Annotated in this window: 24 protein-coding genes; 8 read left to right on the top strand and 16 right to left on the bottom strand. The window is 41.2% G+C overall.

Features of this window, described 5'->3' with window-relative positions; all coding sequences use genetic code 11:
* Nucleotides 1-403: 403 nt before the first annotated feature.
* From cysS to IAE53_RS06200, 3 genes are all read right to left on the bottom strand, one after another.
* Nucleotides 404-1,813: a cysteine--tRNA ligase gene (gene cysS, locus IAE53_RS06210; RefSeq protein ID WP_148424072.1), complete on the bottom strand. Its 1,410-nt coding sequence runs from the start codon at nt 1,811-1,813 to the stop codon at nt 404-406.
* Between the two features lie 109 nt (nt 1,814-1,922).
* On the bottom strand, nt 1,923-3,419 hold the full coding sequence (gltX, locus tag IAE53_RS06205; RefSeq protein ID WP_148424071.1) for a glutamate--tRNA ligase: 1,497 nt from the start codon (nt 3,417-3,419) through the stop codon (nt 1,923-1,925).
* A 97-nt stretch (nt 3,420-3,516) separates the two neighbouring features.
* On the bottom strand, nt 3,517-4,104 hold the full coding sequence (locus tag IAE53_RS06200; RefSeq protein WP_200136075.1) for a TetR/AcrR family transcriptional regulator: 588 nt from the start codon (nt 4,102-4,104) through the stop codon (nt 3,517-3,519).
* A 130-nt stretch (nt 4,105-4,234) separates the two neighbouring features.
* Between IAE53_RS06200 and IAE53_RS06195 the strand changes: the two genes are divergently transcribed.
* Nucleotides 4,235-5,473 (top strand): YhgE/Pip domain-containing protein, encoded by a 1,239-nt coding sequence (locus tag IAE53_RS06195; protein WP_200136076.1) that lies wholly within the window; start codon nt 4,235-4,237, stop codon nt 5,471-5,473.
* Nucleotides 5,474-5,519: 46 nt separating this feature from the next.
* Here IAE53_RS06195 and IAE53_RS06190 read toward each other — a convergent pair whose 3' ends face one another.
* The 7 genes from IAE53_RS06190 to IAE53_RS06160 form a co-directional block, all read right to left on the bottom strand.
* Nucleotides 5,520-5,750 (bottom strand): hypothetical protein, encoded by a 231-nt coding sequence (locus IAE53_RS06190; protein ID WP_010276022.1) that lies wholly within the window; start codon nt 5,748-5,750, stop codon nt 5,520-5,522.
* Nucleotides 5,751-5,764: 14 nt separating this feature from the next.
* A complete protein-coding gene (locus tag IAE53_RS06185; RefSeq protein ID WP_188353530.1) occupies nt 5,765-6,001 on the bottom strand; it encodes a hypothetical protein in 237 nt (78 codons plus the stop codon).
* Between the two features lie 337 nt (nt 6,002-6,338).
* Complete coding sequence (locus IAE53_RS06180; protein ID WP_148424067.1) at nt 6,339-6,539, bottom strand: hypothetical protein; 201 nt, start codon at nt 6,537-6,539, stop codon at nt 6,339-6,341.
* 180 nt (nt 6,540-6,719) lie between these two features.
* A complete protein-coding gene (radA, locus tag IAE53_RS06175; RefSeq protein WP_080519300.1) occupies nt 6,720-8,087 on the bottom strand; it encodes a DNA repair protein RadA in 1,368 nt (455 codons plus the stop codon).
* 2 nt (nt 8,088-8,089) lie between these two features.
* Nucleotides 8,090-8,950, bottom strand: a complete 861-nt coding sequence (locus IAE53_RS06170) for a metallophosphoesterase (protein WP_148424066.1) — start codon at nt 8,948-8,950, stop codon at nt 8,090-8,092.
* Between the two features lie 16 nt (nt 8,951-8,966).
* The gene (locus IAE53_RS06165) at nt 8,967-9,428 is read right to left on the bottom strand and encodes an NUDIX hydrolase (RefSeq protein ID WP_148424065.1); all 462 of its coding nucleotides are present in this window, start codon (nt 9,426-9,428) and stop codon (nt 8,967-8,969) included.
* A complete protein-coding gene (locus IAE53_RS06160) occupies nt 9,428-9,970 on the bottom strand; it encodes a deoxyuridine 5'-triphosphate nucleotidohydrolase (RefSeq protein ID WP_148424064.1) in 543 nt (180 codons plus the stop codon). Before IAE53_RS06160 ends, IAE53_RS06165 begins: the two co-directional genes overlap by 1 nt.
* Before the next feature lie 120 nt (nt 9,971-10,090).
* Between IAE53_RS06160 and IAE53_RS06155 the strand changes: the two genes are divergently transcribed.
* From IAE53_RS06155 to IAE53_RS06145, 3 genes are all read left to right on the top strand, one after another.
* Nucleotides 10,091-10,372 (top strand): GNAT family N-acetyltransferase, encoded by a 282-nt coding sequence (locus IAE53_RS06155; RefSeq protein ID WP_148424063.1) that lies wholly within the window; start codon nt 10,091-10,093, stop codon nt 10,370-10,372.
* Nucleotides 10,369-11,055: a ribose-5-phosphate isomerase RpiA gene (rpiA, locus tag IAE53_RS06150; RefSeq protein ID WP_139967678.1), complete on the top strand. Its 687-nt coding sequence runs from the start codon at nt 10,369-10,371 to the stop codon at nt 11,053-11,055. Before IAE53_RS06155 ends, rpiA begins: the two co-directional genes overlap by 4 nt.
* Nucleotides 11,056-11,150: 95 nt before the next feature.
* Entirely contained in the window at nt 11,151-12,581 is a 1,431-nt protein-coding gene (locus tag IAE53_RS06145) for an aspartate ammonia-lyase (RefSeq protein WP_148424062.1), read from the top strand.
* Between the two features lie 32 nt (nt 12,582-12,613).
* On the opposite strand, the gene IAE53_RS06140 is transcribed toward IAE53_RS06145, so the two are convergent.
* The gene (locus IAE53_RS06140) at nt 12,614-13,552 is read right to left on the bottom strand and encodes a multidrug resistance efflux transporter family protein (RefSeq protein ID WP_148424061.1); all 939 of its coding nucleotides are present in this window, start codon (nt 13,550-13,552) and stop codon (nt 12,614-12,616) included.
* 116 nt (nt 13,553-13,668) lie between these two features.
* Between IAE53_RS06140 and IAE53_RS06135 the strand changes: the two genes are divergently transcribed.
* The gene (locus IAE53_RS06135) at nt 13,669-15,030 is read left to right on the top strand and encodes a PLP-dependent aminotransferase family protein (RefSeq protein WP_148424060.1); all 1,362 of its coding nucleotides are present in this window, start codon (nt 13,669-13,671) and stop codon (nt 15,028-15,030) included.
* 11 nt (nt 15,031-15,041) lie between these two features.
* On the opposite strand, the gene IAE53_RS06130 is transcribed toward IAE53_RS06135, so the two are convergent.
* The 5 genes from IAE53_RS06130 to IAE53_RS06110 form a co-directional block, all read right to left on the bottom strand.
* Entirely contained in the window at nt 15,042-15,977 is a 936-nt protein-coding gene (locus tag IAE53_RS06130) for a DUF1810 family protein (protein ID WP_188353531.1), read from the bottom strand.
* Between the two features lie 11 nt (nt 15,978-15,988).
* Nucleotides 15,989-16,981, bottom strand: a complete 993-nt coding sequence (locus IAE53_RS06125; RefSeq protein ID WP_148424058.1) for a nucleoid-associated protein — start codon at nt 16,979-16,981, stop codon at nt 15,989-15,991.
* 83 nt (nt 16,982-17,064) lie between these two features.
* Nucleotides 17,065-19,878, bottom strand: coding sequence for a BspA family leucine-rich repeat surface protein (locus IAE53_RS06120; protein ID WP_200136077.1), 2,814 nt, complete (start codon nt 19,876-19,878; stop codon nt 17,065-17,067).
* A gap of 145 nt (nt 19,879-20,023) precedes the next feature.
* Complete coding sequence (locus IAE53_RS06115; protein ID WP_010276070.1) at nt 20,024-22,171, bottom strand: AAA family ATPase; 2,148 nt, start codon at nt 22,169-22,171, stop codon at nt 20,024-20,026.
* Nucleotides 22,172-22,222: 51 nt separating this feature from the next.
* Nucleotides 22,223-22,450 (bottom strand): hypothetical protein, encoded by a 228-nt coding sequence (locus IAE53_RS06110; RefSeq protein WP_004910965.1) that lies wholly within the window; start codon nt 22,448-22,450, stop codon nt 22,223-22,225.
* A 275-nt stretch (nt 22,451-22,725) separates the two neighbouring features.
* Between IAE53_RS06110 and IAE53_RS06105 the strand changes: the two genes are divergently transcribed.
* The 3 genes from IAE53_RS06105 (at nt 22,726) to IAE53_RS06095 (ending at nt 25,853) form a co-directional block, all read left to right on the top strand.
* Nucleotides 22,726-23,889: a DUF998 domain-containing protein gene (locus IAE53_RS06105; RefSeq protein WP_148424056.1), complete on the top strand. Its 1,164-nt coding sequence runs from the start codon at nt 22,726-22,728 to the stop codon at nt 23,887-23,889.
* An 81-nt stretch (nt 23,890-23,970) separates the two neighbouring features.
* Nucleotides 23,971-25,452: a 23S rRNA (uracil(1939)-C(5))-methyltransferase RlmD gene (rlmD, locus tag IAE53_RS06100; protein ID WP_200136078.1), complete on the top strand. Its 1,482-nt coding sequence runs from the start codon at nt 23,971-23,973 to the stop codon at nt 25,450-25,452.
* A gap of 2 nt (nt 25,453-25,454) precedes the next feature.
* A complete protein-coding gene (locus IAE53_RS06095) occupies nt 25,455-25,853 on the top strand; it encodes a VOC family protein (RefSeq protein WP_139967685.1) in 399 nt (132 codons plus the stop codon).
* The last annotated feature ends 35 nt before the right edge of the window (nt 25,854-25,888 follow it).

Genomic DNA, 25,888 nt, shown 5'->3' with positions numbered 1-25,888 from the left:
TTGAGACAACTATATTATCTTATCACCTTTCGCTCGCCTTGTCAACTACTTCCTTCGTCGACTTACTCAAGCTTTCGGCTCGCCCTGACTCGCTTTTGCCTGCGTCAGAACATATATTAATATACCAACTTTATCCCGCCTCGTCAACTACTTTTTCCCTTTCTTTTACCTCCCTTTTACCCCGTTTGTCCTTTCCTTCCTTTACCTCTCTTTTCCCCTTTTACGTTCGCTTTTTACTCCCTTTTACCCCTCACCTCCTCTCTCTCGTTCGCTTCATCCACCCCGCCCTTTACCTTATCTTAATATTTCAAAAGAAAGGTTATCGTCAAAATCAAAACCGATAACCTTTGACCTGTTTTTCTTAGTCTAAGTTATCGGTTTGATTGATTGATATTTTGTTGGGTTATGCTTTATGCCAGCGCTGTCCTTGTGGCGTATCCTCTACGATAATCCCTTGTGCGTTTAATTCATCTCTCAATTGATCTGATTTTTTAAAATCATGTGATTTTCTAGCATTTGCTCTGTCATCAAATAACTGTTTCTGTTCAGGGCTTAAAGAAGTTTGTGTTTCGAGAATGTCCACACCAAATACCTGCATTAACATCTGAAGTGTTTCTAGTAGTTGATTACCAGACGATTGCTTAACAGTATCAGACTCAGCATAAGTATTAGCTAACGTTACAAGTTCAAATACAGCAGCAATTGCGTTTTGGGCGTTAAAATCATCATCCATTGCGGTCTCGAACGCAATTTTTTGGGTATTCACCGCTTGATCTATACTATCATCATGACCTGATGTGGCTGATCCCAAGCGAAACTCAAGATTCCGGTAACCTGTACGAATACGATCTAATTCTGCGCGCGCTTGAGCCAATGTCTCTTCGGCATAGTTTATTGGTCGCCGATACTGTGTTGTCGCAAGTAAATAACGAATAGCCATTGGGTCATCATAGTTAGCCAACATATCATGCAAAGTAGTGAAATTACCTAATGACTTGGACATTTTTTCGTTATCAACATTAACAAAACCATTATGCATCCAATAATTAACAAACTTTTGCCCCGTATGCGCCTCAGATTGCGCAATTTCATTTGTATGATGCGGAAAGGCCAAATCAATACCACCGCCATGAATATCAATGGTATCTGACAAATATTTTTGTGCCATGACCGAGCACTCAATATGCCAACCCGGTCGTCCGTTGCCCCAAGGTGATGGCCATGAAATAACGTCTGGATTTTCCTGACTTTTCCAAACTGCAAAATCAATCGGATCTTCTTTTCGAGCCGTTTCTTCATCATCCAGACGCCCTGCGGCGTTTGCTTCCATTTCAGCCAAATCTTGATGTGCTAAAATGCCATAGCCCTTGAACTTTTTAGCACGAAAATAAACATCCCCTTCAACTTCATAAGCATAGCCTTTATTGACTAAGTCTTGGACAAAGGCAATAATTTCTGGAATCACCTCGGTAGCACGTGATCGAACAGTTGCAGGCTTGATATTAAGTGGCAATGTGTCTTCATGAAAAGCATCAGCATACTTATTAGCCACTGCCATTTCTGAAATACCCTCTTCTTGGGCGCGGTTAATAATTTTATCATCAACATCTGTAAAATTAGAGACATAATTCACATCATACCCACGATACTCAAAATATCGTCTCACCGTATCAAAGGCAATTGCAGAACGCGCGTTACCAATATGAATATAGTTGTAGACTGTTGGTCCACAAACATACATGTTAATTTTGCCCGGTGTTATTGACTTGAACACCTCTTTTTCGCGAGTCAAAGTGTTGAATACCTGAATCATACATTGTCTCCTGTAAACATATTTACTTATATTATACAGGACTCGTCAAACGCTTGGGGCTTTTCATAAGGCACTACAAACAAAAAGCGCCACATCGTGGCGCCTATCATTAGTTCAAATATTTTTGTTTAATGTCAGCCATTGTTTGTAGAACAGTATTTTTATCCAAAACTACTAACATTTCTGGTAAGTTCGGACCTTGAATTTCGTGAGTTGTGGCGATACGAATTGGATTCCACAAATTGCGACCTTTAATTTCCAAATCATTTTGAATGCCACGAATGGCTGACATGTAGTCTTCTGCTGTGGCATCATTTGGCAAAGCTGTATATGCGGCTTCCCAAGCATCAAAGACTTTACGACCATCGTCGGAAGTCAAATAGTCAACCATTTCATCAGTCACGTCACCAAGTTCAAAGAAAGGCTTGCGCACTAATGCAACGATTTCACGTGTATAAGAAATGCCATCAACCCCAGCAATCTTAATAACGTCGGCTAACCAATCTTTTTTGAGTTGCGCATCGGACTCAGAAATCAAGTCAGCATTCACTAGTTCTTGAATTAACTGTGGCATAACAGCATCTGTGTCACGGCGCATCCATTGGTTGTTAATCCATTCCAACTTCTTTTGGTCAAACTTAGCGTTAGCTTTTGATAAGCGTGTCTCATCAAACATATTTTTAAATTCTTCAAGTGAGAAAATTTCGTCCTCACCCTTAGGTGACCAGCCTAGCAAGCCAATAAAGTTAACCATTGCTTGTGGTTGGTAACCGAGTTCTTTATATTGTTCGACAAATTGCAAAACATTTTCATCACGCTTTGACAATTTTTTACCCGTCTCACCATTGATAATCAATGCCATGTGCCCAAACTTTGGCACGTCCCAACCTAAAGCATCATAAATCATCATTTGCTTTGGTGTATTGGAAACGTGATCATCACCACGCAAAACGTGAGATATCTTCATCAAATGATCATCCACTACCACGGCAAAGTTGTAAGTTGGCATGCCATCGGCTTTTTGAATGACCCAATCACCACCAACTTCCTTAGCACCAATTTCAATGTGACCCTTAACAATATCGTCCCACGCAAAAACTTTTTCCTCTGGTACGCGGAAACGCACAACTGGCTTAAGCCCTTGCGCCTCAAATTCAGCATACTTAGCTTCGCGTTCTTCGTTAGTCAAGCCTTCATATTCATAAATATAATGTGGTGCTTGTTTGGCAGCTTGTTGTGCTTCGCGCTCTGCAGCTAGTTGTTCTGATGTTTTGTATGACTTGTAAGCTTGTCCATTGACTAGTAAAGCATCAATAAATTCTTGATAAACACCCTGTTCATTACGTTCCGATTGGCGATAAGGACCATATTCTCCTGGCTTATCAGGACTTTCGTCCCAATCCAAACCAAGCCAAGCTAGGTTATCCAGCTGTGATTTTTCACCGTCAGCAATGTTACGTGCTGAATCTGTATCTTCAATACGGATAATGAATGTGCCGTTATAATGGCGCGCAAAAAGCCAGTTAAAAATTGCAGTTCTCGCGTTACCAATATGTAAATGTCCCGTTGGTGACGGCGCATAGCGGACACGAATTTCTTCTGTCATGTGTTATCAATCTCCTATTTGTGATGTAATCACGATTTGTCTAGCTACTAGTATACAACAATCAGTAAGCTAGTTCCAATAGCGTGGCGAATGCTATTCATACTGATAAACTTTTGGCAAAAAAGCGAATTTGTTTACCATAAAAATCTTCAGGTGGCGTCACTAGATCGGGATTTTCAAAGCGAATAGCTGCTAAAAAGTAACCAAAATTTAGCCAAATCATATTCATAGTGGCTGCTTCAATGTCGACTTGGTCACTAATTTTGTGTTGTGCGCGCATATCAGTAAAGTATTGTCTTAACATTTGCTTGAACTGGAGGGGTATTTCTTCAACTGCTCGGCTCATTTCTGGCATTCTAAATGATTCTTGGACCCCAACTAGAACGATTTCTTGATGATTGGCTTGAAATTCTTGATAAGTTTTAGACATCGTCACCAAATCTTTTTCGACGTCACCGATGACAACCATGCCATCAAAAATAGTTGATAAGTCGTGCAAATGACGCTCGACAACAGCTGAAAGCAATCCTTCTTTATCAGTGAATTTACGAAATATCGTACTGGGATTAACACCAGCCACTTCGGCTGTCTTATTGATAGTTGCCGATTGATAGCCACCCTGAATTAACAAAGTAATGAAAGCATTTAAAATCAAATCTTGTTTTGATGTTGGATTAGTTGTCATATCACACCTCTTCTTAGCTATATTATCATATTTCTATTTTAAAAGACTGTTATTCGCAAATGCAAGCAAGTACTTGCATGCAAAACATAATAGTGCTATTCTGTTGTCAGCAAATAAAAAGGAGAGCCACATGAATTTCAAAAAATTTCTGCTCAATAAGGGTGTGATTGGCGCACTCATCATCGTTTTATTTTACGGATTATTAATGGTCGGTATTTATTTTTCTGGCTACAAAGCGGTTCCTAGTAAAATTGATCAATTGCCTGTCGCCGTGGTAAGCCAAGACAAAGATAGCACAAAGCTCGCTCATCAATTAGAAGACGCTTTGCCATTTAAACATGTCAAGAAAAATCTCAGTTTGTCCGAAGCAAAAGCGCAACTTAATGATCGTAAAATTTATTTGATTATTAACGTTCCCCAAAACTTCAATGCTAATTTGAAAAAAATAGATGGCAAAAGTACAGCTAAATTAAAGTTTTATATCAACTATGCTAATCCAACGACTGCCGTCTCCGCCATGGAAACTGTTTCAAAATCAGTTGGTGCCAAGGTACAAAAAAATGTCTTACTTCAGCAAGGCAAAGGCGTCTTATCAGCAGCAACCCTGTCTCAATTAGAAACCGAAACAAAATCTTTGATTGCAGCAAATCCTACTCAAAAGGACGCTATTTTAGCAAAAGCCAAGGCAACCCAGCAAGCAGCAACTACAAAAATTAACCAAACCTACGCTAATGTTGCCAAATCATACCAATATGATATTGTGAAGGTCAACAAAGTGCCAACCGGCATGCAACACAGCATGGCACCTTTCTTTATGTCACTATCTTTCTATATTGGTTCAATGATTGCAGCCATGCTCATTGTAATGGCATATAAATCATTTGCACCATTAATTGGTCGTTGGCGGTCGTATGCTTACACGGAAATCGCTATTGTTATGATTGCCATGTTTGCACCTCTATTGATTGTTGGTCTCAGCAAGAGCATGATTCATTTCAGCACGAACGTCTATTGGCAACTATGGTTTTCACATACACTAGAATTGTTCGCAGCCCTAAACGTCAACTTAATTTTCTCATTGATATTAGGTCAGCTGGGTATCATGATCAATATGCCATTCATGCTGACACAAGTTGTGTCTGGCGCTGGCTTAATTCCACGTCCGATTTTGCCTGAATTTTTCAAAGCAATGAGTAATATTTCACCTTGTTTTTATGCGATTCGCGCTGATTACAACATTTTGTACGGCGGCAATCACACAGAAACACTCTGGCTTCAACTTTTCGCCATTGGCATTGTGACAATAGTAATTCATCTGATCATTGTCGCATTTCAAAAGAATAAAAACCCACTTGTCGACGTCGCTTAGAAGTTGCAAAAAGGACCACATTTCCATAGATGCGGTCCTTTTTGATTTATAAATTATGTGTCACGTTTTTGTTGGCAACGTCATTGTCTTTAAGCTGGCGTTTCAGTTGCTTGAGTTCACGATCGGAATTAGCTAAGAGGTAGCCACCACAACCATAAATAGCAGCTTCTGCTAAAGAAATTAGATTATGGAAATATGATGTTGCTATAATTGCCACAACGGTGACTGCAAAATAAATTCCCCAACGTCCTGAAAAAAAATTTTTTGTATATTTCATTTTTGTTTTCCCCGTTAATATTTAGTAGCTTTCAGTCTTGAAATTACTGCTTTATTGCTATCATTTAATCTTTTTTTTACCTGCTTGAGTTCACGTTCGGAATTAGCTAAGAGACCCCCAGCAATAATAATTAGCATGAAGTATGCTGACACAGTAGCCTTTGGAAAATAAAACGTGATGATTGCCACTAGAACCACCACAATAAAATATTTTACCCACCGGTCACGGAAAACTGTTTTTAATTGTTTCATACTCTAAGTTCCTCGTTTCAAATTGAATAGCTTGACCATTATCCAAAATAGTAAAAATATAAACCTATCGTGACCAACGAGAATGGGACGCCCAATAGAATTGTCACTCTTTGATACCTCTGAAATTGTCCGATATGCCGTCTACCATATACAAAGACTAAAAGAGTAACTACCCAATAAATTACTAACGGTGCAAATATTAACATTCAATTTTTCTCCTCACTCTACTAATTTAAGAAAAAATATATTTTTACCAAGCATCACATTCGGGACTATCATTTATGCCATTACAACAAGCCACTGTCTGATTGATCTATAAAAATTAGTTCATGATTTACTAGTCGTTATCATTTAATCGTTGCTTTACCTGGTTAAGTTCATTTTCGGACATGGCCAAGAAAAAAATAGCCATACTCACAATTGCGATGTTCACTACCGAACGCGAATCAGGGAAACAAATATGAATCACTTCCAAAATTATCAAAATAACATAAAATTTTACCCACTGACTACCAAAAAAATTGTTTAACTGTTTCATTTTCGAAGCTCCTCGTCTGCCTAGAGCATTGATACAATTCACAATACTTCACTCCAACTTAACATAAACTTCATTATTACACCCTTTTATGAATTTTCAACGACTATTTTGATATTTTTTTGTGAAATCATTCTCATTTTTTAACAAAATAAAAAGCCAGTTAAACTGGCTTTTTAAATATTACCCTAGCGCAATTTTAAGCGCTTCGCTCAAGGTTGCGACGCCAACGATTTGAATATCACGTGGCTTGGTAATCCCATTTAAATTATTTTTTGGTACAATTGCGCGTTTGAAGCCAAGCTTTTTCGCTTCCTTTAAACGCCCTTCAATATCAGCAACACTGCGCACTTCACCAGTCAAACCAATTTCACCAATAAATACATCACTAGATTGTGACTCTTTATCATAGTAAGAACTCGCAATCGCAATTGCAATTGCCAAATCAATGGCTGGCTCATCAAGTTTGACGCCCCCAGCCGCCTTCAAATAGGCATCTTGATTTTGCAGTAGCAAATTGGCACGTTTCTCAAGCACAGCCATAATAAGTGACACACGGTTACGATCTAATCCAGCCGCGGTCCGTTGCGCATTTCCAAATACAGTCGGTGTAACCAAAGCTTGCAGCTCAACCAAAATTGGGCGTGATCCTTCTAATGCGACCACGATGGCCGATCCGGTGGCACCAGCCAAGCGCTCCTCAAGGAAAATTTCAGAGGGATTGGCAACCTCAATTAGCCCACCATCACGCATTTCAAAAATACCTAATTCGTTAGTCGCCCCAAAACGATTTTTGACAGCACGTAGAATACGGTATTTATAATGACTATCACCTTCAAAATATAATACCGTATCTACCATGTGTTCCAAAATTTTTGGTCCCGCAATAGCACCATCTTTGGTCACATGACCGACGATAAAGATGGAAATATTATTAGTTTTGGCGATTTGCAGCAAATCAGCCGTTACCTCACGAATTTGTGAGACTGAGCCAATGGCAGACGTGATATCTGGTTCTTGCATCGTTTGAACCGAATCAATCACCACAAAATCCGGCTGTAAACTTTCAATTTGTTTTTTGATAGCCGTCATATCCGTTTCCGGATAAAGGTAAAATTCGTCATGCCCAACGCCCAAACGATCAGCGCGCAATTTAACTTGGGTCGCAGATTCTTCACCGGTTACATACAAAACACGACCCGCTTGCGCCAATTGCCCTGAAACTTGTAGCAATAACGTTGATTTACCAATACCAGGATCGCCACCAATCAGTACCATTGATCCCGGTACGACACCACCACCAAGGACACGATTTAACTCCTTTAGTTGCGTTGCCACCCGTGGGGTCGCCTCAGAAGTCACTTCGTTAATTTTTTCAACTTTGGCCGTTCGACCATCAAGGCTGACACGGCTCTTGCGATCATTGGTTTCTGGTTGAATTTTTTCTTCAACTAATGTCCCCCACTCACCACAATTCGAGCAACGCCCAAGATAACGAGCTGATACAAACCCACAATTGGTACATATAAATTGCGTTTTAACTTTAGCGATAGTTATTCTCCTTTCAGCTGTTGATAAAATGACTGGGCTTGCGCTTGATACTCTGGAAAACGTTTGTCCGCCGCCAAACTATCAGCATCACGTGTAAATTGACCTGTTTTTAACATTCGAATATAGGACTCAGAAAATGGCCAGTCAGCTTTCTGGGCACGCGCTATTTCAAGTGATGTATCATAATTGACCCGTCGAAAATCAGCGCTCGCCACACCAACAGTATCGTCTAATGTCAATAACAAATACTGTGCAATCATACCTTTTTGCGTCAGTTGATATGATTGCCCCACTGTCCCAGTATTCAAAATACGGTGCATCCGATACGGCTCATAGGCAATGTTGTCACATCGCATAATTTGAGCATGAACATGCGCATATATTGCCATGTCCGCATCAGTACCTTGAAATACTTTATCAAAGTTGGCTTGTGGTGCGTCGGGCGATAAATCACTACCATAATTCTTATTGGGCTGATTATGCATGAGGTCAATTTTTAGTCCCGCACGTTCAACACGACGCTTAATTGGCAACTGCCTGATTTGATCAATCTCTGCCTGATTAAATGCCGCATATTCGCGTGACATCCAAGCCAAAAAGGCAACGTCCTTAGCATTACCAAAATCTATTGGTTCGCCAGCTTCAATTTCAAAATAAGTCGATTCCCAGTTGCCTTGTAAGAAAACCGTAGTATTCTCCTGTTGCAGCAAATGGTAACTCGCTACCGTGCCAGGCCCAAACGTTGTAATATCCCCTAATGACCAAAACTCAGTCACCCCATTCGCCTTGGCATCAGCAATCACAGCCTCTAAAGCTGTTAAATTACCATGAACATCTGCTAAAACACCTATCTTTTGTTGCATGTGATGAATTGCTCTCCTAATCTTGATTCATGAGGTGGATTGGCGCAGTAGGTAATTCACGTATAAACGCCTGCAATGCTGTTGGCTTAAAGTCAGCTAAATCATTGGTATCACGCCATGTTACAGTTTGCTCCCACGCATCTTTAGCAAATAATTTGGTCTGATCAGCCTGTTCAAGCAGCCAAGTGAAATTAATTTCATTCGTCTGCTTGCCACGAAAAACAAACAAATTTTCTGTGACGGCAATCAATCGTACCGGTCGGACGTGAATGCCCATTTCTTCAGCAAATTCTCTGACAATAGCAACCTGACTTGTCTCACCAAACTTAATTTTGCCACCCGGTAAGGCTGAAAAATGATGGTCGTTGTCGACATTAACTGCCACCTGATGTTGTTCGTTAAAAAAGACCCCCGTTACGCGTAACTTAAAATCGTGTTCAACCCCTCGCCAAACAATATCTGTCGCCTCATCTGCCATTAATTTTGACCCGTCGAACCAAATCCGCCTTGTCGTTGTTGTTTGGCAACTTGATCGTCCCCATCAGCCAGCAGGTACGGTAAGAAAATGCCTTGACCAATACGTTCGCCTTTTTTGATGTGAACATCTTTAATGCCAAAATTAATGAACTGGAAGAAAATTTCCCCTTCGTTAGCATCATTATTATAGTAGTCGGCGTCTACAATGCCAATTGCATTTGGCATCATGATACGCTTTTTGATTGGACCGCTGGAACGTGACACTAGCTGTAAATATTCGCCCTCAGCCATATATGCTTTAATACCAGTAGGCACCAAAACAGGCTTTAAAAGGTCTTGTAAATCGGTATCATCACGGATACCTTTTAGTTTACCAAGTGATAAAATGTTGAGTCCCTTAAAAAAAGGATTACTCAAAACGCTTGGCAAGGTAACGTCTGCTGATGCTTCAAAATCATATCCTGCCGCTTGTGTTGTGCTTCGCTTAGGCAAGTTTAAACCAGCATTAGCATATTGACTTACTATTTCAAAACCACGTGTCATCTTTCAAATACCTCATTAATTGTTTATATTTCATTATACGTTATTTTGGTCAAATTTTAGACAGCATTTTTGTCACTTAACTGCTCTTCTATTGTTATAATGTAGACAGAGGAAATCATTATGGACTTTCAACATGAAAATGGTCGTTATTTTTTGGAAAAAGACGGCAAAACAATTGCAGAAGTGCTCTATACCACAATTAATGATGGCAAAACCTTGTCACTTAACTCGACAATTGTTGACCCATCACTACGTGGTCAAGGCGTCGCACGCCAGTTAGTCGATACTGTCGTTCATGAAGCACAAGCCAATGGTCAGACAGTGAAACCCGTCTGCTCGTACGCACGCACTTTGTTTTTCCGCAATCCCGACATTTATCAGGAGATTGAATACAAGTCATGAGTTCAACACAAGATTTGCAAAAGATTATTGCTGGCCGACGTGCCGCTGAATTTGTTCAAGATGATATGGTGGTTGGCATCGGTTCTGGTTCAACCATTGCCCACGTTATCACGGCATTGGGTGAGCGTGTTGCCAATGAGAATCTCAAAATTGTTGGCGTCCCAACATCCGAGAAAACGCGTCGTAATGCGGCTAAGCTAGGCATTCCCATGTATAATGTCGATGATGTCGACAAAATTGATTTGACGATTGATGGTGCCGACCAAGTGGCCGACGACTTTTCAGCCATTAAAGGTGGCGGAGCCGCCCTCTTATGGGAAAAAATTGTTGCTTTCAATTCACGTGAAAACGTCTGGGTTATTGACCAAACCAAACGTGTCCCAAAACTCGAACAATATTTACCCGTGGAAGTCATTCCTTATGGTTCTGAACAATTGTTCAAGCGCTTTACCGCAGATGGATTCCACCCAACTTGGCGGTTAGACCAAAATGGTAATCCTGTCCGAACCGATTCGGCAAACTTCTTGATTGACTTGCATTTGCCAGTCATTGAAGACCCAAGGGCTTTGGGTGAAGAACTTATTGGTATGGTTGGTGTTGTCGAACACGGTTTGTTCACCGATGTCGTCAATCAAATTGTGATTGGTCACGAGAATAGCGTTGAAATTATTAAGGCACCTTGAGGGCGCCTTTTTTGATGTCACAAAACATAACATAGATAATTGGTATACTCGATTTATGCGGTAAAATATTCTCATAACCTGCAAGGAGAACCAACATGCGTACAGAATCAGATTCACTTGGTCAGATCGAACTACCAAAAGATGTCTACTTTGGTGTTCATACCCAGCGAGCTTTGAATAATTTCCCGATTTCAGATAATGTCACTCACCCAGAAATTATTCGCGCCTTTTTGGAAATTAAGCAAGCAGCTGCCCAAACAAACGCCACGTCAGGAAATTTAGATCGTTCTATTGCCAAGCATATTGTTAGCGCCACTAAATTACTCCTCAAGCAACCAATTGATTCTAGTATGTTTCCCATTAGTGACATTCAGGGTGGCGCTGGTACAAGCACCAATATGAATGTCAATGAAGTGATTGCCAACATCGCATTAGAGCAAATTGGGCGCGCTCGTGGCGACTATCAACGCATCAATCCCAATGATCATATTAATATGGGGCAAAGTACCAACGATACTTATCCAAGCGCTGGTAAAATTGCCTTGATTCGTCTGCTGACGCCACTATTTGAATCATTAGAATCGCTAGTTGACGCACTTGGCAACAAAGCTGACACGTTCTCTACGACTTACAAAATGGGCCGCACACAGTTACAAGACGCCGTGCCAATGACGCTTGGTAATAGTTTTCATGCATGGCTAAAGCCTTTACGACGTGATATGCTACGGATTACAACCGCCCGCGATGCGCTATATATGCTTAATATGGGCGGCTCGGCCATTGGTTCAGGTATCAATGTCAGCTATCACTATCAAGTCCACATCGTCCCAAACCTTGCTAGTATCACCAACTTGCCTTTGACACAGGCACATGATTTATTTGACGCCACCTCTAATTTAGATAGTTTTGTGGCGCTATCAGGTGCTCTTAAGTCACTGGCGGTCAACCTATCAAAAATGTCAAATGATCTAAGACTTATTAGTTCCGGTCCGCGTTCTGGTCTCCATGAAATCAATCTACCGGCTAAACAAGCCGGTTCTTCCATCATGCCCGGCAAAGTTAACCCAGTCATTCCAGAAGTAGTCAACCAAGTCGCTTTTGAAATGATTGGCTTTGACGCGACCATTACAGCAGCGGCGGAGGCTGGGCAGCTTGAGCTCAACGCTTTTGAGCCCATTATCTTCAAAAGTCTGATTGCCGGTATTGAACATTTGACTCGTGCAATGGATACACTACGTATCAATGCGGTTGATGGTATCACCATTAACAAATCACGTTTGTCACAGGATATTGATTTGTCAGCTAGTTTTGCCACCGCAATGGCACCAATTATCGGCTACCAAGAAGCTGCCAAAATTGCTAAAGAATCCCTACGTACTGGCAAATCGTTGCGCCAGATCGCTGAAAATAAAGGTGTCTTCAGTGAAGATGAACTGGCACATATCTTCAAGGTTGAAGACATTGTCATCAACGCTCGAACACCAGAGCATGGCCTTGTGTTGCATGCCCCCAAAGCTAAAGCATAGTCAAACCCAAAGTAGTCAGACGACTACTTTTTTTAATCGCGCAAACTAATCCCAACAATACCGACAATAATCACCAAAACGCCCCAAAATTGCCAGCCAAACGAGAACGGATGATGTAAAACAATCACACTTAAAATGATTGAAAACACTAATTCCATCGCTTGTGTTGCTTCAACTTTGGCTAATGATTTGATGTTCTTAAAAACCATTGAGGTTGCGTGGAAAAAGAGTGCCGTAGCAATCACACCTGAAGACAGCGCCACCAGAAAAGTTGCCATAACTGTTTTGCTGCTAGGGGTGCCGTTGACAACAAAACTAATCCCAGCAAGCAATAGCCACGTCGGTGTTGTACAAATCAACATCCCCCAGATTCGCTCAATCCCACTCGTTTTGGGCGCTATCATCATGACTTGACGATTTCCCAAAGGATAACAAATCGCCCCAAAAAGAATTGCCAACAAGGCTAAGTAGATATGCCCAGTGATATGAATTGTCCCCATATATTGCATGACCGTCATCAAAACACCAGCCAAAATCAACCCCATCCAAGGCAAACTTTGCCACGGAAAACGAATTTTTGGTCTTGATGTCTTCTCTTTAACACGTAAGTTGAGCAATGGGGTCGTCAAAACACCACAAACAATTGTGCTTTGCCAGACACTTGCCACCAACCAGCCCGGCAAGTATGCGCTTGCTAAACATAATGGCACATAAAACAGCACAAAACAAAAATGACTCCACAGCCACCATGACACCGGTTGCCGACTGATTGCTTGCTTCACGTGCTTAAATGACCCACCGAGTGGTACTAAAATAACAGCCATCATGGGCAACATCCACAAAAATCGCAGCGACGCAGACCATAACCAAAAACCGTTCTTATTCGCAATAATTTCATTGAAAATAAAGGTCAGTGAGAAAAAGAAGGCAGCTAGCACACCAATGAGAATGGCTTTGACACTTATTTTCATACATAAACCCTCCTTTTTCTGATTACTAACAAGTTACCAGTAAATACAAAAGCATACAATAAAAATATTGTATGCCTTATAATGTTTAATAATCACAGATACTTAGGAGAACAACCATGAATGATGACTTGTCTTGGGTGCCAAGCGAATTACCTTTGCAACCACCGCTTTACCAATCGCTGTATCAAAATATTCAAAACGACATTGAAAACGGCATATTGCCACCCTATAAACAGCTACCTTCCCAGCGAGAACTATCCTATTTTTTAGACATCCACTTCACAACTGTCACACATGCTTATGAATTAGCTATCAAACAAGGGCTACTCTATTCAGAAAAAGGTCGTGGTACTTTTGTATCGCCTAATGGTGTGCGTGATAATACAATTCAAGCACAAAATAACGCATCACATATCAGCGATTTGGGTATTCTCAATATGGGATCCACGCCTAATAGTCTTGCAGAAAGCACTATCAAACTAGCTATGTCACACGTCACATTAGCAACTTTGTCACGCTACTCTACCAACGCTTTTGATGACCAAAAGTACCGCCAAATTTGTCAGCAGTGGTTTGATTATTTACAGGTGCCCATGAACAAGAATCAATCAACCTTGATTACTGGCGGCGGTCAGAGCGGCTTGGCAGTCATCTTATCTGGCTTGTTCAAACCTTATGACACAATCGTCGTCGATGAATACACCTATTCTAATTTCATTGAATTAGCGAAAACACTGCATATTAAACTGTTGGCCATTGCGCAAAATCAAGACGGCATGGATCTCGTTGCACTCGAACACTTACTCACCACTCAAAAAATTAACGGTGTTTACGTCATGCCATTCTTATCCAATCCAACCAATCGTTCCATGCCACTGATTCGGCGTCAACAGTTAGCACGATTGAGTAGGCAACGTGATTTTATTATCATTGAAGATGATTATTTGAGACACTTAGATACACAAAAATTGCCTGCCATAATTGATTTAGCACCGCAAAACACAATTTATATCACTAGCTTTTCTAAAATTGTTGCGCCCGGTTTGCGCGTCGCCTTTCTCCTGTATGACCAGCAATTTGATCGACAATTGCGTCATTCATTTACTAATTTAAATTTGCAAGAACCGACGCTAGACTTTGAAATTATCCGCTATCTGATTGAACATCATCTTATTGAACCTTTAATCCATTATCAACGTGAACAAATAGAACGTCATGTTGCTGTTTTTCGTGAAATATTTGATCTCAGCGCCCCCAGCAGCCCATTTCAATGGGTCAAAATCAATCCAAAACTGGAGATTGGAAAAGTTAAAGACGATTTGGCGCAACAAAAAATCCATGTGCTGTTGAGCCCCCAATTTCAAGCTGGTGGCTGGCGGTCACACAAGGATTATTTTGTCAGAATTGCAATCGCTGGTATTAGCGATACAGCGCAACTGCAACACATACTGTTACGCCTTAAACCTATCATCAGGTAAGCAGGCGTTGTTTATTTTAATAGTGCTAACGTTGGCTCATGTAGGCGCCCGTTGAAATATTTCACCAATGCACGTTGGTACAGTTCAGAATTGTCTGCGACTTTACCAAACAATGTCAAACTTGCTTGGAATTTTTGCGCATCGACTTCACCAAATAATGCCACCGGATCAGAGTCAGGCAAATTCAGTGTGGTCGTGACAATTGTCTCTAAACGCTCACGTAACGTGTCATCAGCAAGATAATCGTTGGCTTCTTGCTCGCCATCAATACCATAATACATTGCACGCGCGCTGCTACCCAAATCTTTTAATTGTGGTAGCACAAACCACATCCAATGGGTTTGTTTTTGCCCATTGGTTAATTCTTGAAGTGCGTCTTGATAGGAATTCACGCCAATGATTTCACCATTTTGGGCGTCAAGAAAGCGTTGTAGGATACTATCAACCGTCAATGCTTGCGCTTGACCGGTCGCTTTGTATTGCTGATACACTCTAAAAACAGCGTCCCCAGAAAATGTTAGCGGTGTGTGGGCAACTGTTTTTGGCGACATCCAACGCTTAGCGTCAATTTCAGTGTCATCAATTTGGGATAACTCATCATCCCACGCTGTTAACAAATAAATCGTTGTGTAGAGCTTCGTGCGGTCACCATTAGGATAATGGGCAACATAGTGGCGTCCCGATACTGTTCCTATCAGTTGTAATTGTTGTGGATCCGCGACGATACCACCTTCTTCAAGCGATTCACGCGCTGCATTTTCCTGCCACGACATTTCTGGCTCAACGTAACCACCGGGGAAAGCCCACGCATTGAAATCACGATTAAAGACCATCAATAGCTCGCCTTTTTGATTTTCAATGACGGTGTCAGTAGTGGCCGTCACCAATTCAAAGTCATGACCAACTTTTTCACGTATTTTAGCAATATAAGAATCTTGATAGGGCATCTTTTTCCTCCTTAAACGCTGAACTTGTTGACAATAGACGCAATGTCTTTGAGCACCAACGACATCGTACCATCCGCATTATTGACAAATTCGACTTTACTATGATCTTGATAAATATCAATCGGAATAGATAATTCAATACCGGAATCCAATTTAAACTTTTGGACACGATACTTTTTTTCGTATTTGGTCGTGTTGGGGACAGCAACAGCCTTTGGAATCGCCTTTTCGCTCACTTTTTCAGTGTATTCTTGCTTTGCGCTGATATTATTGGTGAAAACTTTTTCGGCGATCATGTCAGTGTCAATTTCACCAGTCGCCTCAATGCTATCATGAATAACGGTTTGTGTGATGGCGAGCGCTTCATGCTCTGGTTCGTCGTATTTTTCAGCGATATTTTTAACCGTGCGCTTAATCGTTTGAATATTCTCTTTTACCGAAACGTCCGGTTTTATTTCGAGGAACTTCTCGGAAAAATATGGCACGCGGTGACCATCAATGAGGTATTTCTTTTCTAGCAGTTGATAACTATCATCGTTTAAATCAACCAATATTGCTTCACTGACCGTTTGCGTCGCAGCGGGCAAAACCGCTTGATTTAGTACCAAGTTGTTCACCATTTTGTCGTCTTCGTATTCGACAGCATGTGCATAACGTGGCGCAAAATCCAACTTTATCAACCCAAATACAGGTCCTTCGTCCATCGTCGCTTGAAAACTCAACAAATCGCCGGGGTGAATTGCTTCACTACCAGCCATTGTGTCAAATAATTTAGCAGCGAGTTGCGTGGTCATGGTCGCAAAATCATCTTGCGCCAAACTTTGTTTGAGATAATTGTCAGCGGTGAGATGTCCTGTCTTGATATCACCTTGCATCACCTTGGCGACAATCTTGTCAATATAATCATGAACGCCAGCGTTATCGACGTTCATTTCAGCTTGGGAAGCAATTAAACTACCTGTGTTCGTATCTAAAATATGCAAAATGGCATGTTGAATAATCATCGTAATGTCTGTTGTGCGTGGTTAACACGCAAAAAATCCTTTATCTATTTTCTTCATTGTACCATTTTCACTCATTACTGTTATTACTCTGGCGTGTCACTTAACGTCCATGTCAATTCTGATTCTAGTTGTTTGCCTAATAAATTATTCGACAAGACAGCATTAGGGTTCAACCAAATGCTGAAATTTTTGGTGGTGTCATGATTAAAAGCAATGTTCTTGGTCCCAGTCGCTGATGTGCCCGACCAGAAACTGCTAGCACTCGTTGATAAATCATTACCGCCATATTTAATCTTCAAATTTGACTTGGCAATCGTAGCTGATTCACCATCAGTTGCCCAATCACTTGTTTGCGCCACGGTAACATGATACGTTTTACTGCTGTCTAAACCTTCTAAAGCTACTGAACCAGTTGCCATGTTGGTTGCCAACGGACTATTGCCATTAAAGAAGTCATTGGCTGCTAACATGCCAAAATTAATGCTATCAACTGATACAATACTTGGCGAAGCTTGATTCTTGTTCGCCCAAACATACGTTACCGGTCGAACCGCATTTTCCCACATTGCAGTGGTAGAAACCTTGTCACCTTTTGGATTCAAGACAGTGCCGTTACCAACAATCTGCCAAGCCGCATCATTCGTGACGTAACTTGTGCCAGGAATCGTTGTCCCAGCGGCTGGTGCTGCTTCAAATCCGGGGTCGTCTGGGAATACTGTCTGTTCACCAAGCTTAACTTGCCAAAGGTTGCTGGTTTGTTCAGATTCAGGATCAAGCGCTGACATCGCACTAAACATGAACATAACTGGCGAATCAACTCCTAATCCACCATCCGGACTGTTTTTTAACCCAGATAAATTAAATGAACTAATGTCTAAAGTCTCTACGAAACTTGCTAGAAACATTCCTTGCATATTTTCCACATGCGCTGTATTAAAATGTGATAGATTTAAGTGCCTCACGCCATTCAATGCAAACATAGCAAACATATTTTTGACATTACTAGTGTCAAAGTTAGACAAATCTAACGTCGTCAAATTATTCGTCATTAGAAACATCCCTGCCATATTCTCAACCCTATCAGTATTGAAATGACTCAAATCAAGACTATTCAGTGCTAATTCTGAAAACATAAAACTCATATCCGTTACTTTATCCGTGTTAAAACCACCAATATTCAACGTTGACAAACTATATAATCCTTGAAACATATAACTCATATTCTCAACATTACTAGTGTCCAGATTTGTACTATCAAATGAAGTTAAATTTTCAAGACCAGCGAACAAATTACTTGAATTCACTGGCGCTGCAATGTCAGCATCAAATCTAATGGCAGTGACTGATTGTATTAAACTAAAACTCCAGCCAAAAGTATTTTGTAAATTGTCATAAACTGGCTCAGCCAGCGCTGTGGGCGAGCCATCTTCAGACTGATAAAAAGTCAAAACACCATCATCTGGATTCAGATACCACGGTGAGTTGCCATTCACACCGCGCCACTTTTCAATATGTTCCCAAACGTATGTTGTTGTAACTGCACGGCTATCACTTGGAATGTCAGCACCGGAAATCTTAGCCCCAGTCGGCGCATGATCGGTCCCATCACCAACAATTTGCCAGCTATTGCCACTCACGTAATTGCTACCCGCGCCCGGAATAGTCAAACTCACACTTGGATTATGAATATTGGCGTTGGCACTAAATGTTTGATTTGCACCAAGTATTAACCGCCATAGGTCGCCTCTAGTCGTAAATAACATTTGGTCAACGTTACATTCTGAGCTAAATGTAAAATGACTCAAATCCAGTGTTTGCACATATGCTTGATAAAACATGTAGCTCATGTTAGTCACCGCACTTGTGTTAAAGCAACTCACATCTATCGTTGTTGCGTCCGAATAATAAAACATGTAACTCATATTAGTCACTGCACTTGTGTCAAAACTATTCAAGTTTAATGTTGTTGCTTTTGAACCAGCGAACATGCTACTCATATTCGTCACTGCACTTGTGTCAAAATGACTCAGGTCTAGCGTTGTTACTGCTGAACCAGTAAACATGCTACTCATATTCGTCACTGCACTTGTGTTAAAGCTACTCAGGCCTAGCGTTGTTGCTGCTGAATTATTAAACATATAACTCATATTCGTCACTGCACTCGTGTCAAAATCACTTAAATCTAACGCTAGCGCTTTTGAATCAGAAAACATGCAACTCATATTAACCACCGCACTCGTGTCAAAATGACTCAAGTCTAGCGTCGTTGCCTTTGAATCAAAAAACATATAACTCATACTCGTCACATTCGATGTATCAAGATTCGCGCTATCAAACTTTTCTAAACTTGGTAAATTTTCAAACATATACAGGCAATTCGCCGGTAGCTTGGCACCTGATGAAAATTTGATTTCTTTAATCAATGAAACATAAGACGTGAATGCGTCAGACTTATCAATTTTACCCTCTGCCAACGTTCCTGCCCCAAACTCCAAAACGCCAGTATCTGGGTCCAGCGTGTATGGTGGTGACGTCCCATAAGTGCCTGTGATCGTCTCAGTTGCTTTTAACTGTGGTGCTAACGTCGGTTCCGGTTCACTGATTTTTTCTTTTTGCGCTACATCCGGCTTATCTGGTTCTGGCACAGGGTCAACCTTTGGCTCTGGCTGGACTTCAGCTTCTGCTTTATCATTATCAACCGAGGTACTAACCTCAGACTGTCTTTTTGGCATTTTAAAAACTTTATCCAGCAATGCAGCCGTTTTTGTTTTATCGTGTGTTGCCGATTTCAGATTAGATTGCTCAGCAGCCACGGCAGCTACCATTTGTGCTGGGCTTGCGCCAACCAGTAACAAAGTTATCGTTAATAAGATGGCTTTTCTAACATATTTTTTCATGCAGCATACTCCCAGTTTTATCGTCATCATTTAGTATAAAGTGGGGGGTGAAGCTACCTTGAACAAAAGATGACCATTTTATGAACAAATCATACAAAAAAACCAGCTCATCAATAGATGAACTGGTTCAATCAATTAACAACTATTATTCAGTTACGGCTGTCTTTGCAACCACTGCTGAAATGACTACCTTGCCGTCAACTAAGTCAGCGCTCAAAGCCTTTTCACCGGGGTTATCCAAGTAAAAGTCGGTCACTTGGTCACGAATTTGTTGCTCAATGACACGACGTAGTGGACGTGCACCCATGGCTTCGTCATAACCATCCTCAATCAAATGATTCTTGACTGCTTCAGATACTTGCAATGTCAAGTCTTTCTTAGCCAATGTCTTGTTCACATCGTCTAACATCAAATCAACAATTTGCTTCAAGTCCGCCTTTGTCAAAGCGCTAAACTCAATCACACCATTGAAACGGTTCAAAAATTCAGGGCGGAAGTAAGGTGCCAACTTCTTCATCAAGTCTTCTTCATCACCTGCTGCGCCATGACCGAAGCCGGCGTTTGATGTAGCAATAATGACTGTGTTCTTAAAGTTAACCACATTACCTTGACCATCAGTCAAGCGGCCATCATCCATCACTTGCAATAGTAATGTCAAAACTTGCGGATTAGCCTTTTCAATTTCGTCTAGTAAGACAATTGAGTAAGGATTACGACGTACTTTTTCTGTTAAGGTGTTGCTGTTGTCGTCATAACCAACATAACCTGCCGTTGTACCAATCAACTTTGATACGGCCGTCAAGTCAGAATACTCACTCATATCCAGACGGACAATGTTTTCCTTGCTACCAAACATATCCAACGCTAACTGCTTAGCAAGTTCGGTCTTACCAACACCAGTTGGTCCAACAAACAAGAACGAACCAATTGGACGATTACCTTCATCAAATCCCGCACGATTACGGCGAATTGCCTTAGCAACCATGTTAACAGCTTCATCTTGACCAATGACTTTACCAGCCAAGCGATCACCAATTGTCTTCAAGCGTTCAATATCTGAAGCACCCATTTGTGCAACGGGAATACCAGTCAAACGTTCAACTGATTCCGCAACATCATTTGGCGTTGCCACAACTTTTGTAGCATCTTCAGCACTATTGATTTTCTTCTCCAAATCAGCAATTTGGTTCTTATATTTCAAGGCTGCTTCATAATCTTCATCACTAACTGCCTTCTCTTGCTTTGCTTTAACATCAGTCATTTGCTTCTCTAGGCTGACTTTGTCAGTCACTGGATTCTTTGCTGACAAATGTGCTGCTGTCATATCCAACAAATCAATCGCCTTATCAGGTAATGACCGTTGTGGAATATATTGAACAGCGTAATCAACCGCTGCTTTTAAGACATCTTCTGGCAATGAGACGTGGTGATGCTTCTCGTATAACTTAGCAATACCCTTCAAAATCTCAAGCGTGTCCTTTGGACTTGGTGCATTAACCGTTACCTCGTTGAAACGACGTGCCAAGGCAGCGTTTTTCATGATTGTGTTACGGTACTCATCTTGTGTTGTGGCACCAATCAATGAAATCTCACCACGACTCAAGGCAGGCTTGATAATATCAGCCAATCCCTTACCACCATCTTCGCCACCAGTTGAACCAGCGCCTAAGATTTGATGAATTTCATCAAAGAATAAGATGATATTACCTGCTGTCTTGACTTCTTTCATCAAGTTTTGGATATTTTCCTCAAAAGCGCCACGGAATTGTGTGCCAGCTTCCAAGCTAGAAATATCAATGCTATAAATTTCCTTATCTTTAATGGCTGCTGGGACGTCCCCATTGACAATCGCTTGTGCCAAGCCTTCAACGACCGCCGTCTTACCAACACCGGCGTCACCGACTAGCACAGGATTATTCTTGGTACGACGACCTAGAATTTCCGCTGTTTCTTGAATTTCTTTGTTACGACCAATCACTGGGTCAAGCAAGCCATCACGTGCTTCTTGCGTCAAATTACGACCAAGCTTTGCCAGCATACCTTCTTGCTTAACTTGTCCCGGTTGTTGTGCCATTGGGCGACCATTACCAGCCACTTGACCGGCTTGCTGACTACCCTGTGGTAGCTGACCACTCTGGCGATATTGCGCAAATTCCTCAGGTGTGACTTCGCGACCGTTAATCAAATAACGACGATTTTCCGAATTCATACCGTTCATATTGCCCATCATATTGTTAAAAATGTCATTCATATCTGATCCGAATGGATCATTGAAAAAATTATTGTTAGCCATAGTTTAAATTCCCCTTTTTATCTACGTGCTTGTGCTTCCCCAAGCACTTGTTTACTGTTCATCAAAATAAAGTTTCTCAAGTTCTCTGAGCACTTCCCACATTGCTTTGTGTTGTGCCTTCGCGAGTGCGTCAAGATCACGCATATTCAAGCTCGTTGCGTCTGATTGTGTTTTATTAAACGACTTGTGAATCGTTGTATACCCGTAACCAGAATCCTTCGCCACACGATAAATCGTCAGCGAATTATCATCTAAATATGCTTTAATATCAAATCTCATTGTCAATCGCCGTCCTCGTTAGTTTGACCACGCACACGATTGTGGGCGTAGTCTTGTATAAAGTTGCTGCTTCTAAACATCTAGTTACATCTCCTTTATCAAAAAGAGGCTCGTGAGATTTCGTCACTCACTTTTCTTGTTCCTCTCTACATTTATAGTATAACACATCTGTGATATAACACAAGTGTAAACTATTGTATTTCTATTTTATTTTATTACATTAGTTGTTTTTTGCCAGTGTTGTCATGATAAACTAGATGTTATTGGAGAATATCATGTCAAAAACACCCTATCATATCAACTTACCTGAAGAAATTGTCACTGAATTGAACTTACACCCCGAGCAATCCTTTCATTTAACTTTGCGGAACGGATCGCTTACGCTACACCCAATAAACGGTCAAAATGAAATTCAAACGTTATCACTGCGACATTTCTTAGTGCCATCAGTTTTGGCGGCATTGTTATTCATTGGTTATGCATTTTATCAACGAGAATTTCAGTTACCACTGGGCGGCGATAATTCAATTGCCAGTGCCGTTATTCTGTTAGGCGAAATGAGTGGTATGCTTAGTTTTTTGGTAACTTATGTTCAAGAAGTACGTCGTCAACCTAATGCACTCAAGCGCAAAACGAGCTGGCGTGTTTTCCCTGCTTTATTGATTGCTTTTGCGATTATTTTAGCCTTTATAACCTCTGGATTCTTTTGGGCAATTAATTATTTATTCCAAAATGTAACCTTTGATTTATTCACCTCGGTGGTGTTATTTGTTTTATTTGATGCGATTATTAATTTTTTGATGATTTACGCCGCTTTGTCGATTTCAACTTTATTTATTACTGCGATTTTTGTGATGACTATGATTGGCGGCGTCTTGATTGCAATGGTAACTAACAGTTCACGACTATGGTGGCAATATAACTTGAGCTTTTTAGGAACAGACGGCGCTCTTGACGCTTGGCAATTTAACGCAACTTTGATTTTGGCTGGCTTAATTTGGATTGCCTTAGTTGATTATTTGTTTGTACCACTACAACAAGTCATGCGCGGCAATCACCGACTGATTGCTTTACGCGTTTTGCTAACATTAGCTGCCATCTCACTAGCAGGTATCGGCGCCTTTCCAAATAATGCCGGGCAATTGCATTTTATTCATGATCAAATTGCCAACGGCTTAGTCTATTTTATTTTAATTTTGATGGCTGGTAACCGTTGGTTATTGCCCAATGCACCGCGTGAATTCATGGTTACGTCATACGTTATTGGTAGCATTTTAGTTGTCACAATGCTGTTATTTCAAGTCGTTGGTTATTTGTCTCTGACTGCTTTTGAAATCATTGCTTTTGGTCTGACATTAAGTTGGATTTTATTACTATTACAAAATATTTACCGGCTATACTATCATGCCTACCAAACATTTGTCGTCAAAATTTCTTGAGGTGCCTTTCCCTTAGCCAAACATGGTATGATTAAGGACGTAACGAACCGCTATTTGGCATTGCAATGCAGAAAGTAAAACATGACAACAGAAAAAAAACGACCCTATCAAAATGGTCACAATAGGAATCAACAAAAGCCTGCCTATAAGCAGTCATTTAAAGGCAACCGCCGACCCAATCATGGCGCACAAGACGGGGTCAATGTTCGCGTTGGTCAAAATTTCCCATTAACAATCAAACGATTGGGTATTAATGGTGAAGGTATTGGCTATTTCAAACGCAAGATTGTCTTTGTGCCAGGTGCTTTACCAGATGAAGTCGCTGTGGTAAAAGTCACGGAAGTTGAACCAAAATACATCGCCGCCAAAGTGCTCAAAATTCGTGAGAAATCACCACAACGTGTCAAACCACTCGATGAGTACGCTGATACTGTAGGTGGCTTTGAACTTGAACACATGACATATCCGGCGCAACTCGCCTTCAAAAAGGACGTCATTGCCCAAGCTCTTGAAAAATTCCAACCCCGTTGCTGGACACACTATGAATTACGCGACACAATCGGCATGGACAACCCATACGATTACCGTAACAAAGCGCAATTCCCCGTTCGCAAAATTGGCGATAAATTAAGTGTTGGCATGTACAAACGCGGCAGTCATGAACTTGTCGATTTGCCCGTTGTACACACGCAAGACCCAGCCACCATGAAAGTTATCCGCAAGGTCGCAGAACTACTCGATAAACTGTCTGTCTCCATCTATAATGAAGATAAAAATCGCGGTACTGTGAAAACAATTATCGCCCGTGTTTCACACACAACAGGTGACGTGCAATTGACTTTTGTCACGCATACTGATGGCTTCCCCGGAGATACAGCTTTAATTGCTGCTATCAATCAAGCATTACCTGAAGTCGTGGGTATCTTCCAAAATTACAATCCCGGTCGTACAAGTTTGGTGTGGGGTGAGGAAACGCTCAAATTATGGGGTCGTGACACGATTGAAGAGACCATTCTCGGCAAGACCTTCCAATTATCGCCTCGAGCTTTCATGCAACTCAACCACACGCAAATGACTGTGGCGTACGAAGAAGCATTAACCGCGCTAAATTTGTCCCATGCAGATAAACTCGTTGATGCCTACGCTGGTGTTGGAACGATTGGTCTGACATTAGCAGACAAAGCTGGTGAAGTGCGTGGCATGGAAATTGTGCCAGAGGCTGTTGATGATGCCAATGACAACGCTGCACGCAATAATATCACAAATGCACATTATGAAGTTGGCACAGCCGAAGCCTTATTTCCAAAGTGGCAGGCACAAGGCTGGGTGGCCGACGCTTTGATTGTTGATCCACCACGTACTGGTTTAGACACTGCTTTACGTCGGGAAATTCTACGCACAAAACCCGAGAAATTTGTTTATATTTCATGTAATGCTTCCACGTTGGCACGCGATTTAGTGGATCTCGCACAAGTCTATCAGGTTGAGTATATTCAAAGTATTGATATGTTCCCACAGACTGCCCGTTGGGAAGGTGTCGTTAAATTAACAAAACGAGGTTAACCATGCGTGGTATGATCCATCATATTGAAATGAATGTTGCTAACTTGGAGAAATCACGTCAATTTTGGCTACCTTTTTTAACAGCACTCGACTATGACATTTATCAAGAATGGTCGTCCGGCTTTTCAATGAAATTAGGTGAGACCTACTTAGTATTTGTCCAAACCGAAGACAACTATTTATCACCAAGTTTCCATCGCAAGCACAATGGTTTAAATCATCTCGCTTTCCATGTCGCCTCACGTCAGGAACTTGACCACTGGCGTAACTGGATTCATGAGCTTAACCTGAAAGAATTGTACCCGCAACAATATCCATACGCTGGCGGGCAAGATTACCAAGCCCTTTATTTTGAAGATCCAGATCGATTAAAAATTGAACTCGTTTACCAAGAAGTCTGAGTCATCAGGCTTTTTTTATTGTCGCACTAATGGCT

This window comes from Leuconostoc sp. S50 (genome assembly GCF_016624925.1).
In the GTDB taxonomy this organism is placed as follows: Bacteria; Bacillota; Bacilli; order Lactobacillales; family Lactobacillaceae; genus Leuconostoc; species Leuconostoc pseudomesenteroides.
This window is presented reverse-complemented; position numbering and strand designations above follow the sequence as displayed.